Origin of the sequence: Winogradskyella eckloniae (assembly GCF_013249045.1) — a bacterium.
GTDB classification, from domain to species: Bacteria; Bacteroidota; Bacteroidia; order Flavobacteriales; family Flavobacteriaceae; genus Winogradskyella; species Winogradskyella eckloniae.
In genome coordinates this window covers 367,646-382,675 of sequence record NZ_JABRWP010000005.1, presented here as the reverse complement: position 1 = coordinate 382,675, position 15,030 = coordinate 367,646, and the positions used below count along the sequence as shown (strand labels likewise).

Below are 15,030 nucleotides of genomic sequence, written 5' to 3'. Positions count from 1 at the left end.
TGTCAGTGATGATTCTGATACAGATGTAGATCCAAACGGAAATGCGATACCAAACAATGAGACCGTAGACTCACCAGATGGCGATGGCACAGATGATATGGATCCAACGAATGATCCAACGGTAACGCTTTTAACAACAAACCCTGAGATTACAATAACTAAGACGGTTAACAATGTATCATCGGAAGGTGAAATAGGTTATTTGGATGATGTAATTACTTATGATATTGTTGTTGTAAATACAGGAGATGTTACAATAACAAATATTGAAATAACAGATCCTAATGCAGATGCAGGAACAATTACAGGAAGCCCAATTGCTAGTTTAGCACCAGGTGAAAGTGTAACGGTAACGGCTGAGCAGACTATAACTCAAAATGATATCGATGCTGGTTATATAGAAAATAGTGCCACAGGAACCGGTGATAGTCCAGATGGTACAGATGATGTTAGTGATGTTTCAGATGCAGGCGATGAATCAATAGAAACGCCAGATGGTGATGGTTCAACAGATAATGATCCTACAAATGATCCAACTGTAACCTTATTACCAGATCCAAGTATTGAAGTTGTAAAAACTTTTGAAATTACAAATGATGTGTTACCTGTTGGTGCAAGTTTAGATGATGAAATTACCTATACTATAAGTGTAACAAATACTGGAAATGTTCCATTAGATAACGTAGCTATTGTTGATACATTTACGGATTTGGATGGCAATATATTAACTTTTGTAACAGGACCTAGTTTTGTGAGTCCATCGTCATTAGGTAGTACGGAAGGACTATTATTAGTAGGGGAAACGGCAACTTATACGGCAACCTATATTATAGAACAAGATGTTATTAATGTAGGCGGATTTACTAATAGTGTTGTTGCGAGTGGTGATAGTCCAGATGACATTTCAGTATCTGATACTAGTGATGATGGTATTGATGATGATGGAAATGTTGAAGACGATCCAACTGAAATTATAATTACTTCTGATCCAAAAATTAATTTAATTAAAACGATATTACCATTAGAAGACACAAATGGTGATGGTATCGCAGGTGGAGTCGATGATATTATTAATTATGTGTTTATTGTAGAAAACACAGGAAACGTAACGTTGTATGATATAGTGGTAGAAGATAACTTACCTAACTTAAACTTAATGGGAGGTCCTATTTTAGAGTTACTTCCAGGTGCAATAGATAGTACTACGTTTACCGCGACTTATCTGATAACTCAAGAAGATATTAATATTGGTACGGTCACAAATTCTGCTTCCGTAAGAGGAGAGCAACCAGGTGGTGATATCAATGATATTTTAGATGATATCGTTGATACTAGTGATGATCCAAATGATAATAGTGACAACGATGATAATGGTGATGGTGAACCAGATGATCCTACTATTGTTATACTTAATTCAATTTTTGATTTAGAAGTAACAAAAGTGGTAGATGAAGTGCAGCCGTTAATTGGAGATTTAGTCACATTTACAATTGAAGTAGCGAACATAGGAAATGTAACGGCTACTAATATTGTTATCGATGAGCAAATTCCAAGTGGTTATGAAATAGCTCTAGATCCAAATACAGGAGATCCATTAATTGATTTTATTCCATTTGCTCCAGATGGTTCGTATTCAGTAGTCAATGGAGAATGGTTTATTAATCAATTAGAGCCAGATGAAGTTGGAATTCTTAGAATTACAGTAGAAGTATTAGGTTTTGGAGATTATTTAAATACAGCATATATACAAAGTGCTGTAGGCGGTGTAGATGAGGATCTTAGTAATAATGAAGATGATGCCACGGTAAATCCAATTTGTTTAACTATTTATAACGAGTTCTCACCAGATGGAGATGGTATAAATGAAACCTTTGTCATTGACTGTATAGAACGTTTCCCTGAGAATAAACTAGAAGTCTATAATAGATGGGGTAATATAGTTTACACCGCTAATGGTTACCTTAATGATTGGACAGGTATATCAAATGGTAGAGCTGTTATAAACCAATCTGATGAGTTGCCAGTGGGTACATATTATTATGTACTTGATTTAGGAGATGGGTCAGATCCAAGAGTTGGATGGTTATATATAAATAGAAAAAACTAATTAGTACTTAATTATAATATATTTTAAAATGATACAAAGATCATCGCAAATAAAAGAATTAATAGTTTTAGTAGTTATACTAATTAGTACTATTAGTTTCGCACAACAAGACCCTCAGTACACGCATTATATGTATAATACATTAAGTGTTAACCCAGCATATGCAGGCCAGAGAGAAACGTTTAGTGCTGTAGGTTTACATAGATCGCAATGGGTTGGTATTAATGGAGCACCTCAAACACAAACATTGAGTATACATTCACCACTAAGAAATGAACGCATTGGTTTAGGACTAAATGTTGTAAATGACGCTTTGGGTCCTGCTAGAGAATCATTTATTGATGCCAATGTGTCTTATACAATCCCTTTAAATGCAGAAGATTTAAAGTTATCTTTTGGTGTAAAAGGCGGATTACATATTTTAGATACCGATTGGAGTAAAGGGCGATATAGACATACAGATCCTGCATTTGAAGAGAATTTAAATCTTATTTCTCCTATGATTGGTGCTGGTTTATATATGCATACTCGTAAATGGTATTTAGGTTTAGCAGTGCCAAATTTTATCACAACAGACCATTATGATGATTATACTGAATCTGTAGCAACGGAACGAATGCATTTTTATTTAATAGGTGGATATGTATTTAATATTAGTGAAACTACAGAATTAAAACCAGCATTTTTAGTAAAAGGAGTTTCGGGAGCACCAATAATAGCAGATGTTTCTGCAAACTTTTGGTTTCAAAAGAAATTAACGCTCGGATTAGCTTGGCGATGGGATGATTCAGTCAGTGCACTAGCTGGTTTTCAAGTAACACCAGGAATGTTTATTGGTTATAGTTATGATATGACATCAACAGGTTTAAACAATTATAATAGCGGTACACACGAAGTAACATTAAGATTTGAAGTAAAAAGGTTAGGTAGAATATTATCACCACGATTCTTCTAAAAATAGGACTATGAAAACAGTATTAAAACATATATTATTAATTTTTGTAATTGTAATTTCTTTTGGTGCATTTGGGCAGAATGGGAAGATACAAAGTGTTAAAGATGACTATAGGGATTTTGCTTATGTAAAAACGAGTGAGGTCTTGTTAGAAGTTGCTAATAATGGCTATAAGTCGGCAGATTTGTTTCAAAAGTTAGCCAATTCATTTTATTTTCAAAATAAGATGGAAGAGGCTTCTAAATGGTATGGTGAATTAATGGCGCTTAATGAAGTGGTTGACCCAGAATATTATTTTAGGTATGCACTAGCATTAAAAGGCATAAAGGATTATGAAGGTTCTGATAAATGGATGGAAAAATTCAATACATTAAAACCAAATGACCTAAGAGGTAAAGCCTTTGTATCTAAAGTAGATTATAAATCTGCGATTGAAGAAATGAGTAGAGATGATATTGAAATTGTAAATCTCGAAGTAAATACTGAATTCTCAGATTTTGGTACAACAGAATACGAAAATGGAATTGTGTTTGCATCTGCAAGAGGAGGCGGAAGAAAATACAGATGGAATGAAGAACCTTATTTAGATTTATATACAGTTGAAAAATCTGAAGACGGAACCTTTGCCGAAGTAAAAAGTATTGGAGATAACGTCAATACCAAATTTCATGAATCGAGCGCTGTTTTTTCACCGAATGGTAAATACATGTTTTTTACACGAAATAATTACTTTAAATCACGATATAAAGAAGATGCTGTAGGTATTAATAGATTACAATTGTATAGAGCTACATTGGGTGAAGATGGCGTTTGGGGAAGTATTCATAAAATTCATTTTAATAGTATTGATTATAGTGTAGCACATCCAGCTCTTAATTTATTAGGTACAAAATTATATTTTGCATCAGATATGCCAGGTACATTAGGTCAGTCTGATATTTTTGTGGTTGATATTAATGAAGATGGAACATTAGGAGAGCCTGAAAATCTTGGAAGTGCAATAAATACAGAAGGACAAGAGTCATTTCCTTTTTTAAATTCTAACGGCGATTTGTATTTTTCTTCTACAGGTTTTCCAGGATTAGGAGGATTAGATGTATACGTATCAAAGGGAGCAGATCAGAAAGTTACAGGAGGTTCTAATAGAAATTTCACAATAGAAAATGTAAGCGAACCTGTAAATAGCCAATGGGATGATTTTGGATACTATGAAAATTTGGTAACAAAACGTGTTTACTTTAGTTCAAACAGAGAAGGTGGTAAAGGAAGCGATGATATTTATACCTTTGAAATTCCAGAAATTAAACTTGTTGTAGAAGGTACAGTTCAAGATGTGAAAACAGAAGAATTATTACCAAATTCTACTGTGATCTTATATGATGAAGATGGTAATGAAATAGATCGTCAAATTGTAGGAGATGATGCTTATTTTAAATTTGATGTAGATCCTGAAAAGGAATACTTAATACGTGTAGAAAAGGATAAATATACATCAGACGAGCAACGATTTACAACACCTAATAGAAATCAAGAATTAAAAATGGAATTGCTTATTGAGAAAGATGAGCAGCAAATTGAGCCTTGTGATGATTTAGCAAAAGTATTAGATATTCCTATTATTTATTTCGATTTTGATAAATCTAATATTAGATATGATGCAGAGATAGAAATACAAAAGGTATTAGCTGTATTAAATAAGTATCCTACAATGCATATAGATATTCGTAGTCATACCGATTGTAGAGGTACTGCAGCATATAACGAACAATTATCAGATCGAAGAGCTAAGTCTACAAGAGCCTATCTCATAGAAAAAGGCATTGCGGCAGAACGTTTAACGGCTAAAGGTTATGGCGAATCACGTTTAATTAATGATTGTGGTTGTGAACCTACAAATAACTCTAATTGTTCTGAAGCAGAACATCAGTTAAATAGACGAAGTGAGTTTATTATAACAAGTATAGATGGAAAAACATGCGATGATAACGATGAAAGTGAAGACTAAATCATTCTTTATCTAATTGAATAAAATAGCCGTTTAATTATTTAAACGGCTATTTTTATGAAATCCTTTACTTTTTTTAATAATTAAGATGTTAATTTTGCATAATGACAGAAGAACAAGTCATCCTAGTAGATGAGAATGATAAACAAATAGGTTTAATGCCTAAAATGGAAGCACATGAAAAAGCCCTTTTGCATCGTGCATTTTCCGTTTTCATTTTTAATGACAATAAAGAATTAATGTTGCAGCAAAGGGCTGCGCATAAATATCACTCTCCAGAGTTATGGACCAATACCTGTTGCAGTCATCAACGCAACGGCGAAACGAATATAGAAGCAGGTAAAAGACGCCTACAAGAAGAAATGGGCTTTGTTACAGACTTAACAGAGAAAACATCATTTATATATAAGGCGCCTTTTGATAACGGTCTTACAGAGCATGAATACGATCATGTGATGGTTGGTCATTATAATGCTGAGCCATTTATAAATACAGATGAAGTTATGGCTTGGAAATGGATGGCATTAGACGATGTACAACGCGATATAAAGACAAATCCTAATGTATACACTGCATGGTTTAAAATTATCTTTGAAAAGTTTTATGAATTCATAAACGTTAATAAGTAATGAAAGTTACCGTACACAGAAAAGCACATTTTAATGCAGCACATCGTTTGTATAGAAAGGATTGGAGTTTTGAAAAAAACGAATCTGTTTTTGGATTATGTAACAACCCCAATTTTCATGGTCATAATTATGAGTTAATTGCTAGTGTAACAGGAGAAATAGATCCAGAAACAGGCTACGTTATAGATGTGAAGATTTTAAAAGAAATAATTAAATCTGAAGTTGAAGATGCTTTTGATCATAAAAATTTGAATATTGAAGTGCCAGAATTTGAAAATTTAAACCCAACCGTAGAAAATATAGCTGTTGTAATTTATAATAAATTGAAAGCGAAGCTAGAGACAAAATTTCAACTCGAAATTACGTTGTATGAAACACCTAGAAATTTTGTAACATATTCTGGAGAATAACTATGAAGCACACCTTATATCCATTAAAATTTCAACCTATTCTAAAAGAAAAAATTTGGGGTGGAGAGAAATTAAATCAACATTTTAACAAGAAATCTGCGGCTAAAAACTTAGGAGAAAGTTGGGAAATTAGTGCTGTACCCAAAGATGTTTCTATTGTAGAGAATGGCGCTTTAAAAGGTCAGTCCTTGCAAGCTCTCGTTGACACATATAAATCACAATTTTTAGGAGAAAAAAATTGGAAACGTTTTGGTAATGCATTTCCGTTACTCATTAAATTTATTGATGCTAAAAAGGACTTAAGTATACAATTGCACCCTAACGATGAGCTTGCAAAAGAGCGTCATAATTCATTTGGAAAAACAGAAATGTGGTACGTTATGCATGCTGAGAAGGATGCAAATCTAATAGTTGGCTTTAACCAACAAGTAGATAAATCAACCTACTTAGAACATCTAGAAAATAAAACATTAACTCAAATTCTAAATTTTGATTCAGTAAAAGAAGGTGATACTTATTTTATTGAAGCCGGAAGAGTGCATGCTATTGGAGCAGGAGTTCTATTAGCAGAAATTCAGCAAACCAGTGATGTAACGTATCGTGTTTATGATTGGGATAGAGTAGATGAGCAAGGTCATCAGCGTGTACTGCATAATGATATTGCCATAGATGCGTTTGATTTTGATTTAAAGAATGACTTTAAAATAGATTATGAACAGAAAAAGAACGCTTCAAACAACATGGTAAGCTGTTCTTTTTTTACAACTAATTTTATCGAAATTGATTCTGAACTAACAAAACAAAACAATTTTGATTCTTTTATTATATATATGTGTGTGGATGGCCAGGTAGAAATTAATACGGAATCATGGTCAGAAACTGTAACTAAGGGAGAATCAGTGCTGATTCCTGCGCAAATAAAAACCTTTCAAATAAAAGCAAATTATGGAAAGTTACTAGAAGTTTACGTTTAAAACTTCTTGATAAAGTAATTTCAAGTTGGTTATATAACTAAAAGTAATTACTACTTTTGTAAACACAAAAAAAAGATAAATATTATGGCAAATAAAAGAGATTTAAAAAAAGATATAAACTACGTTTTAGGTGATATTATTGAAGCTGTTTACGTTTGGGAACTGACAAATACGGAAAAACCAACAAAAGATAGTGAAGCAATTATTGATGAGGCTATTTCTACTTTTGATGAGTTAATAGCACGTGTTAATGATAGAAGTGTAGAGAATAAAAAAGCGCACTTTAAGGCTATTAACAATGATTTAGAATCTAAAGGAAAAAACCTAATAGAAAAAATCAACAAATTAAAATAAATAGATTTGCAAATTTGAATATCTATATTAAATTTGCAAACTCTTTTTGCCGATGTAGCTCAGCTGGCTAGAGCAGCTGATTTGTAATCAGCAGGTCGTGGGTTCGAGTCCCTCCATCGGCTCTTCAAAAATAAAAATCCAATCATATTGTATGATTGGATTTTTTAATTAAACATAGTTTTTATTTACTATAATAGAGTTATTTTTCTGTAACTTTTCTATTCACAATAACGTCATTTAGCTTTTTGCCATATAGAGAATTCTTTATCTCTGGTGTTAAATTATTATAGATAGAATCTATAAATATAGGATTGGCATTTCTAGCTTCGTACAATGCTAAATATGGTGCAATTTCATTGTCCTTATGATTCATAGCGTATTGTATGGTGTACGCGTATTTACGTTTTACCATGTTATCGCCTAATTTATTTAAGGAGTCTACAGCGATACTATCGTTTTCTTTTTGCGCCAAAAATCGAGCTTCTAACATATCTAAATTTTGATCGTTAAATTTAGACATCACTTCAATATATTCTGCCAATAAATCTTGTTGTTTAGACCCTTTTATTTTAGAATCATAATTGAAATTTTTTAAGGTTGTATGGATTTCTGTGACTCCTTTATCTGCAAAAAATGGTATGAAATGCTCAGCACCATCGTTTTTAAATAATTTTAAATACAGAAGAATTGGTTCATCTATATTGGTATGTAATTTAAATTCTGATTGTCCATTGATAACCATAGAATCTAGATCTACAATACTAGAATCGCCATCTTTTTGAAGATAAACAACTCCTTTTTTTAAACCTTTAACAGTGCCTTTGAGCGTGAATGAAGACTCATTTTCTTTAGCACAAGATATGGCTAAAACGGTTAAGAGGATGAGTGTTAAGGCTTTGTTTACTTTTGTCATGATTTGTAAAATAATTAAGTGCGTAAATATCTTATAATTGTTTTAAAAAAACTAACCTGCCGCAGCTATTTTCATTAGTTCTGCGCAAAGTATAGCACCATAAGTTCCTACCACATAGCCAAAAACAGCTAATAAAGCACCTACAGTTGCTAAAGAAGGGTGAAACGCTGCAGCGACAACAGGAGCAGAAGCTGCGCCACCAACATTGGCTTGACTACCTACGGCTAAAAAGAAGAATGGCGCTTTAATTATTTTGGCCACAATTATTAATAAGATGGCATGTATAGTCATCCATACCAAACCAATTAATATTAATCCAGGATTTTCAAAAATCTTACCTAAATCCATTTTCATACCAATCGTTGCGACTAAAATGTAAATAAAAACACTTCCTATTTTACTAGCTCCAGCACCTTCGTAATTTTTGGCTTTTGTAAAAGAGAGTAATACACCAATTAATGTTGCTATAGATATTAACCAAAAGAAACCACTTCCAAAAGAAGACAATGCGCTTTTGGGATTACTTACGGCTTCAAAATTATCCTTTAAATAAACTGAAATATGATCGGCACCAAAATGCGCGATACCAACGGCACCAAAAGCAAAAGTAAGAATGACTATAATATCAGTTAAGGATGGGTTTCTTGTAATTTTATCGCTAAACGCTTGAACTTTATTTTGTAATGCATCAATCGCTGAATTATCGGCTTTAAACCAAGTATCTATTTGCTTTCGTTTGCCTATACCAAGTAAAATTATCGCCATCCATATATTGGCTACAACGATATCTACTAAGACCATTCCGCCATAAAGTTCTTGATTAAACTCATAGATCTCTAACATGGCTGCTTGGTTGGCTCCACCACCAATCCAACTTCCGGCTAAAGTGGCTAATCCTCTCCATGTAGCATCAAAACCTGCACCTCCAACGGTTTCTGGAGAAAATGTTGAGATAAGGAGTATCGCAATTGGTCCACCAATAACAATACCTATGGTACCAGTAAAAAACATTACTAATGCTTTCCAACCTAAATTAAAAATTGCTTTTAAATCTATACTTAATGTTAATAACACTAACGATGCTGGTAATAAATAACGACTGGCAATGAAATAACTTTCTGAGATTTTGTCTGAAATTAAGCCTAATGAGTTAAAAATTGCAGGAATTAAATAACACATTAATAAGCCAGGAACGATTTTATAAAACTTAGGCCAAAATCCTGTTCTTTTAGATTCAGTAAAAAACACTAGACCTAAAGCAATCATTAATAAACCAAAAACAATAGCATCGTTTTTAAATAAAACCCACTGATTTGCAGTCGCGTTTTCAACTTTTATTTTTTTTAGCGCTATAATATTTCGGTCTAATATAAAGTGACTCATTTTTACATCTATGAGTTTAGCATCCTTAAACCGATCTTCAGTTTTAAAAATAATATCAAATAAAGCGGCTTTTTTTTCAAAAATTTGTTTAGAATAACCGACATACTCTATGGTATGTACATTATTATTTTGTTTATAATTAAAGGTACCTTGAGCTAATTGTTTATTGGGAATAAATTGGACAACATCTGCAACTGTATTTGGTACAACAAAATTAATTTTAAAGGCATTAAAGCTTATAGAATCAATTTTTACAGGAACCGTAAAAACTTCGGAATGACTAGAAGTAGGTTTTTCAAACGTTAAGGTCTGAGCAAAAGTAGAATTTATAGCAAGAAGTACTAAAGGAAGTAGTACAAAAGTCTTTAATAGTGATTTCATAATTTAACGGTATTTAATCGCAAAATACAAAAATTAAAAACTAAAAAAGTGACCGTTTCCGATCACTTTTTTTCTATAGTTTTATCCTTTGGTTTAGGTTGCCTATTCTGTGCTTTAAGATATTGCATGAGCATCCATTCTATTTGGCCATTGGTACTGCGGAACTCGTCTGAAGCCCATTTTTCAATCGCTTTAAGCATATCTTCATTTATTCGTAATGCAAATGCTTTCTTTTTAGACATTTTAATAATTTTAATTTTCTTTTCTAGTAGTAATGTAATTTAGATTTCCTCCGTTATTGCCAGCTTATCAAGCCTTCTTTTTAGACTTTACACTAAAAGTACATGATATTTTCAATTTTTAATTTAAAGATAAAAATAAAACCTAATTTAGGTTGAATCACTTTATATTCTTTCATATTCTAATGATTTAGAGTTCCTGTATTTACTATTGGAGAAGCATCTTTATCGCCACAAAGTACAACCATAAGATTACTTACCATTGCTGCTTTACGTTCTTCGTCTAAATCGACAACTTGTTTTTTATTGAGTTCTTCAATAGCCATTTCTACCATACTCACAGCACCTTCTACAATTTTGTGTCTTGCGGCTACAATAGCAGTTGCTTGTTGACGCTTAAGCATAGCATTTGCGATTTCTTGGGCATAGGCTAAATATCCAATTCGTGCTTCTAGGACTTCAATACCTGCTATGGATAAACGTTCGTCAATTTCTTTTTCTAATGCTGTGCTCACTTCATTTACACTAGAGCGCAATGTGATATCTTCATCATGTCCTTCATCTGCAAAATTATCATAAGGATACATACTTGCCAATTTTCTAACCGCAGCATCGGTTTGTACACGTACAAAGTTTTCGTAATTATCTACATCAAAAGCTGCTTTATATGTGTTATGTACACGCCAAACTAAAATAGTACTAATCATAATAGGGTTTCCTAGTTTGTCGTTTACTTTTAAGCGTTCGCTATCAAAATTACTCGCTCTTAATGAGATTTTTTTCTTAGAATAGAACGGATTCACCCAGTAAAACCCATTTTTCTTTACGGTACCTACATATTTTCCGAATAGGAGTAATACTCTAGAGCCATTGGGTTGTACCATTAAAAAGCCAAAAGCTAACATTAAAGCTGCGACTATACCAAATATAGACCAACCTGTTTTTGTAATTGGGATAAGGGCAATACTGCCAATAAATAAAATTAAAAATAAAAATAGCATGAGGTAGCCATTCGCCGGAACAATAATTTTTTCTTCTGTCATCATATATAAGTTTAAAAGGTTAGTAATGGTTATAATTTAATATGATATTAAAATAATATCATAAAGATATAACTTATTATATTAGTATCCAAACTTATTTAAGTGTTACATAAAAATTAAAAATTATTTTAAATAAACTTTGGCACAGCATTTGTTTACTATTAATTGTAATGAAAATTACTTTAGTTATTTTAAAATAACACTACTACGAAGTAGAAACATTACAATTGGTTGGTTAGTTAGAAAAAGGCATCTCGTGGTTGGGATGCTTTTTCATTTTTATAGGTTATGGTATAAAAAAAGCATCTGGAAGAAGATGCTTTAATAATGTTATATGTTAGATTCTCTTATGATTGAATAAACGCAGTGATTGTTGCAATTAGTTGAGGAGAAATAGGTCTAAAGGCTTCGTTATAGGATTTTGAATTTTCTAAGTCATCGCCTTCTATTTCAAACAAAACATGATTCATCTTTTCAATAATTTCTAATTGAGCTTTATCATTAGCATTTTTTAGGAGTTCTGCTTCTTTTACTGAAACCTGAAGATCTTTAGTGCCATTAATTATTAATATTGGTATGTCTAAAGTTTTAATGATTTCTGTAGGATTGTAAGACATCCAATTGATCATAAATTTTTGAATATTAGGTCCAAATAAAGACGCTAGTTCGTTTGGGTAATCTGTCGTAGATTTTCCGGTTTTTAGGGTGTCTACGACACGTTGTGTTTCTTTGCCTAGAGCAGGTGACATGTTAGAAACCTGTTCAACCAGTACATCGCCAATATTATTACCTGCACCAGCCAAAGAAATAAATCCATCGACATTGTCATTTGCGGCAAGCATACCAACTAAACTCCCTTGGCTATGACCAATAATGTAGATTTTATTATAACGTTCTGTGGATTTGAAATACTCAATGACATCAGAAGCGTCTGAAACAAAATCATCAAACATTATGTTATCGTCCACATTGTTTGTTAATATTTGCTTTACAATACGTTTGTCGTATCTAAAGGTAGATATCTCATTGTTTGAAAGATGTTCTGCTAACTTTTTTAAAGAGTTATTTTTTAAAAAATTCTGATTACCATCTCTATTTGTAGGTCCAGAGCCAGCAATAATAATGACAAGATTCGTTTTTTTTGAATCTATTTTAGGCTCTAATAATGTTCCATCTATGTGTTTAGTTATAGAAAGTTCCTTTTCTGTGAATAAATTGTCTTGACCAAAACTAACAAAAGACACTAAAACTATAAGAAGGACTAAATATGGTTTCATTTTATGTGATTTAAGATTATAAAGTTAATTTAATTAGTATTGAATATTATAATTAGTAACGTATTTTCTCTTTTTTTATGTTTTTAAACCATGATTTTTTAATTATTGCGCTAGGTGTTTTATCGGTAAAATACGTTATTTCGTCTATAAATGTTAAAATTAAGTGCATTTCATCGATTAAATTGGTTTTTTAGCGTGTGAATTGAAAATGAATTATATATTTGACATGTACTAAAATTTAGTTTTTAGTTCAATGGATTAATTAATTAATATTTGCCTTGTGTTGTGTTTAATTAGAAACCCTAAATCTACCGACATAGTAAAAAAGCAAATAAACGAAAACCGAGATTGAGGGATCTCGGTTTTTTGTTTTTATAGCTGTTACCAACTTCAAAATATTAATTTTCTTTCGTGCCCTTGTAATTATATCGTCTTAAAGTTTCACAATCTATTTTCATTCACTTAAAACAATTAGAAGATTAGTTTTTTTGATTAATTTAGTAATCGATATGAATTATAAGACATTTTTTTACCTGTTAAGTTTAGTTGTATTGTTGGGTTTTCAAGACAAGAAAGCCTTGCCAGATGGATTTGTATATGTAGATACTATTATACCAGATATTGATGTAGAATTACGCTATTTTACGACGAATAATTTTGTAGGTGATACGATTGATGGTTATAAGACCAATCGATTAATTTTAACGCAAGCTGCGGCAGAAAAATTAAAACTGGTACAACAAGATTTACATCAACAAAATCTCTGTTTAAAAGTTTATGATGGCTATAGACCACAGCGCGCTGTAAATCATTTTATTCGTTGGGCAAAAGACTTAAATGATACTATTATGAAACAGCAGTTTTATCCAGATGTAGATAAACGTAATTTATTTAAATCGGGTTATATAGCATCGCGTTCTGGTCATAGTAGAGGCAGTACTTTAGATTTAACCATTGCAGATGGCGAAACTGGTGAGCCATTAGACATGGGAAGTCCTTTTGATTTTTTTGGTGAAGCATCTTGGGTTGCAGATGAGGATTTAAACGATGATCAAAGGCGTAATAGAGAATTACTTCAAAACGTTATGAAAAAGCATAACTTTAGAAATTACCCAAAAGAATGGTGGCATTTCACTTTGCGTTGGGAACCTTTTCCTAAAACGTTTTTTGATTTTGAAATAGAATAACCTATCTTTTTTTCAGAGCGATTAAGCCTAGAATTGGTCCTATGGCCAATACCATAAACGCAAATTGTATGTAGTTTTGATAGGTTATTAGGGCGTTGAGTAATTGTATACTAATAATTGTTATTGAAAAACCAATACAGTTAACAATAGTTAGGGCAGTACCTTTAGCATTAGAGTCGCAATTTTGTGCAACCATTGTGGAGAACAAAGGCGAATCTGCAATTACTGCCATTCCCCAAATTATTAGAAATACTATAAACACAAAACTAGAGCTAATCATAAAAAAAACAGGTGACAATAGGCAACAAATGCCAGATATACTAAGCGATAAAATTGCCGTTTTTTTTATGCCCAATTTAGAAGATATAAATCCACCTATGACACAAGATACAGCACCAGAAGCAATTATTATAAAAGAAAATAAAGGGATATTCAATTCTGCAGTATGAAATTGCGCATGTGTTATTAGTAAAACAGGAACAAACGTCCAGAAGGCATAAAGTTCCCACATATGTCCAAAGTAGCCAAAGGCTGCAGATTTAAATGCTTTATCCTTAAACACCTGTAATATTTTAGATATTTCAAATTTTTGAGCTAATTTTTGATAAGGACCATCTGGTACAAACATTAAAATTAAAATGCCTCCTAATACAGCTAAGGACGACGTGACCCAAATCACCATTTCCCATTTTAGGTTTAAGTTAAAAGATGTTATTAAATACGGAAAAGCAGTTCCTAAAACCAGAGCAGCAATTAAAAAACTAAGTGATTTTCCTAATCCTTTTTCAAAATGATCTGCTGCAATTTTCATTCCTATTGGGTAAATACCAGCTAAGCTAAACCCAGTTAAAAATCGAAAGACCAGTAATGTTGTCATGGTATTGTTTTGGTACAATATGCCTAAGTTACATAGCGCAGCAATCACAGCGCAAATGAAGAAAATACGTGAAGGAGAATAGCGATCACTAAGTGTAAAGATGGCAAAAATAAAAGTGCCTATGATAAACCCAAACTGAACTGACGAGCTTATGTAGCCTAAGGATTCAGGACTTAATTGAAAAAATAAAATTAAATCCTCTATGATTGAGTTACCTGCAAACCACAATGATGTACAGCAAAACTGTGAGAAAATAATAATAGGTAATACTCTTGTGGATGTTGCTGCTTTCAATA

The 15,030-nt window shown here is 32.2% G+C and carries 14 protein-coding genes and 1 tRNA gene; 9 read left to right on the top strand and 6 right to left on the bottom strand.

Annotation, left to right across the window (positions count from 1 at the left end):
- The 8 genes from HNV08_RS11385 to HNV08_RS11350 all read left to right on the top strand — a co-directional run.
- A partial coding sequence (locus HNV08_RS11385) for a DUF7507 domain-containing protein (RefSeq protein ID WP_173281437.1) occupies window positions 1-2,107 on the top strand: 2,107 nt, incomplete at its 5' end.
- A 28-nt stretch (window positions 2,108-2,135) separates the two neighbouring features.
- Window positions 2,136-3,062 carry a PorP/SprF family type IX secretion system membrane protein gene (locus tag HNV08_RS11380; protein ID WP_173281436.1) on the top strand — a complete coding sequence of 309 codons (927 nt, stop codon included), beginning with the start codon at window positions 2,136-2,138 and terminating at the stop codon, window positions 3,060-3,062.
- Window positions 3,063-3,072: 10 nt separating this feature from the next.
- On the top strand, window positions 3,073-5,067 hold the full coding sequence (locus tag HNV08_RS11375) for an OmpA family protein (protein ID WP_173281435.1): 1,995 nt from the start codon (window positions 3,073-3,075) through the stop codon (window positions 5,065-5,067).
- Window positions 5,068-5,171: 104 nt separating this feature from the next.
- A complete protein-coding gene (gene idi, locus HNV08_RS11370; protein WP_173281434.1) occupies window positions 5,172-5,696 on the top strand; it encodes an isopentenyl-diphosphate Delta-isomerase in 525 nt (174 codons plus the stop codon).
- Complete coding sequence (locus HNV08_RS11365) at window positions 5,696-6,106, top strand: 6-pyruvoyl trahydropterin synthase family protein (protein ID WP_173281433.1); 411 nt, start codon at window positions 5,696-5,698, stop codon at window positions 6,104-6,106. Before idi ends, HNV08_RS11365 begins: the two co-directional genes overlap by 1 nt.
- A 2-nt stretch (window positions 6,107-6,108) precedes the next feature.
- A complete protein-coding gene (locus HNV08_RS11360; RefSeq protein WP_173281432.1) occupies window positions 6,109-7,080 on the top strand; it encodes a type I phosphomannose isomerase catalytic subunit in 972 nt (323 codons plus the stop codon).
- 84 nt (window positions 7,081-7,164) lie between these two features.
- Window positions 7,165-7,434: a hypothetical protein gene (locus HNV08_RS11355; RefSeq protein WP_173281431.1), complete on the top strand. Its 270-nt coding sequence runs from the start codon at window positions 7,165-7,167 to the stop codon at window positions 7,432-7,434.
- 48 nt (window positions 7,435-7,482) lie between these two features.
- Window positions 7,483-7,556, top strand: a tRNA-Thr gene (locus HNV08_RS11350).
- A 77-nt stretch (window positions 7,557-7,633) separates the two neighbouring features.
- On the opposite strand, the gene HNV08_RS11345 is transcribed toward HNV08_RS11350, so the two are convergent.
- From HNV08_RS11345 to HNV08_RS11325, 5 genes are all read right to left on the bottom strand, one after another.
- Window positions 7,634-8,347, bottom strand: coding sequence for a DUF4369 domain-containing protein (locus HNV08_RS11345; protein ID WP_173281430.1), 714 nt, complete (start codon window positions 8,345-8,347; stop codon window positions 7,634-7,636).
- A gap of 51 nt (window positions 8,348-8,398) precedes the next feature.
- Window positions 8,399-9,613, bottom strand: a complete 1,215-nt coding sequence (locus tag HNV08_RS11340; RefSeq protein ID WP_241697216.1) for a DUF819 family protein — start codon at window positions 9,611-9,613, stop codon at window positions 8,399-8,401.
- 560 nt (window positions 9,614-10,173) lie between these two features.
- A complete protein-coding gene (locus HNV08_RS11335) occupies window positions 10,174-10,353 on the bottom strand; it encodes an Arc family DNA binding domain-containing protein (RefSeq protein ID WP_173281428.1) in 180 nt (59 codons plus the stop codon).
- Between the two features lie 179 nt (window positions 10,354-10,532).
- Window positions 10,533-11,393 carry an SPFH domain-containing protein gene (locus HNV08_RS11330; protein ID WP_173281427.1) on the bottom strand — a complete coding sequence of 287 codons (861 nt, stop codon included), beginning with the start codon at window positions 11,391-11,393 and terminating at the stop codon, window positions 10,533-10,535.
- Window positions 11,394-11,740: 347 nt separating this feature from the next.
- Window positions 11,741-12,670 carry an alpha/beta hydrolase gene (locus tag HNV08_RS11325; RefSeq protein WP_173281426.1) on the bottom strand — a complete coding sequence of 310 codons (930 nt, stop codon included), beginning with the start codon at window positions 12,668-12,670 and terminating at the stop codon, window positions 11,741-11,743.
- 509 nt (window positions 12,671-13,179) lie between these two features.
- On the opposite strand from HNV08_RS11325, the gene HNV08_RS11320 reads away from it, so the two are divergent.
- Window positions 13,180-13,857 (top strand): M15 family metallopeptidase, encoded by a 678-nt coding sequence (locus HNV08_RS11320; RefSeq protein ID WP_173281425.1) that lies wholly within the window; start codon window positions 13,180-13,182, stop codon window positions 13,855-13,857.
- 1 nt (window position 13,858) lies between these two features.
- Here HNV08_RS11320 and HNV08_RS11315 read toward each other — a convergent pair whose 3' ends face one another.
- Window positions 13,859-15,028: an MFS transporter gene (locus HNV08_RS11315; RefSeq protein ID WP_173281424.1), complete on the bottom strand. Its 1,170-nt coding sequence runs from the start codon at window positions 15,026-15,028 to the stop codon at window positions 13,859-13,861.
- Window positions 15,029-15,030: the final 2 nt, after the last annotated feature.

What these genes read in the sequence shown, in the direction of transcription:
- HNV08_RS11380 (WP_173281436.1), top strand. Translation starts at nt 2,136, where the DNA reads ATGATACAAAGATCATCGCAAATAAAAGAATTAATAGTTTTAGTAGTT.
- HNV08_RS11375 (WP_173281435.1), top strand. Translation starts at nt 3,073, where the DNA reads ATGAAAACAGTATTAAAACATATATTATTAATTTTTGTAATTGTAATT.
- idi (WP_173281434.1), top strand. Translation starts at nt 5,172, where the DNA reads ATGACAGAAGAACAAGTCATCCTAGTAGATGAGAATGATAAACAAATA.
- HNV08_RS11365 (WP_173281433.1), top strand. Translation starts at nt 5,696, where the DNA reads ATGAAAGTTACCGTACACAGAAAAGCACATTTTAATGCAGCACATCGT.
- HNV08_RS11360 (WP_173281432.1), top strand. Translation starts at nt 6,109, where the DNA reads ATGAAGCACACCTTATATCCATTAAAATTTCAACCTATTCTAAAAGAA.
- HNV08_RS11355 (WP_173281431.1), top strand. Translation starts at nt 7,165, where the DNA reads ATGGCAAATAAAAGAGATTTAAAAAAAGATATAAACTACGTTTTAGGT.
- HNV08_RS11345 (WP_173281430.1), bottom strand. Translation starts at nt 8,347, where the DNA reads ATGACAAAAGTAAACAAAGCCTTAACACTCATCCTCTTAACCGTTTTA.
- HNV08_RS11340 (WP_241697216.1), bottom strand. Translation starts at nt 9,613, where the DNA reads ATGATTGCTTTAGGTCTAGTGTTTTTTACTGAATCTAAAAGAACAGGA.
- HNV08_RS11335 (WP_173281428.1), bottom strand. Translation starts at nt 10,353, where the DNA reads ATGTCTAAAAAGAAAGCATTTGCATTACGAATAAATGAAGATATGCTT.
- HNV08_RS11330 (WP_173281427.1), bottom strand. Translation starts at nt 11,393, where the DNA reads ATGACAGAAGAAAAAATTATTGTTCCGGCGAATGGCTACCTCATGCTA.
- HNV08_RS11325 (WP_173281426.1), bottom strand. Translation starts at nt 12,670, where the DNA reads ATGAAACCATATTTAGTCCTTCTTATAGTTTTAGTGTCTTTTGTTAGT.
- HNV08_RS11320 (WP_173281425.1), top strand. Translation starts at nt 13,180, where the DNA reads ATGAATTATAAGACATTTTTTTACCTGTTAAGTTTAGTTGTATTGTTG.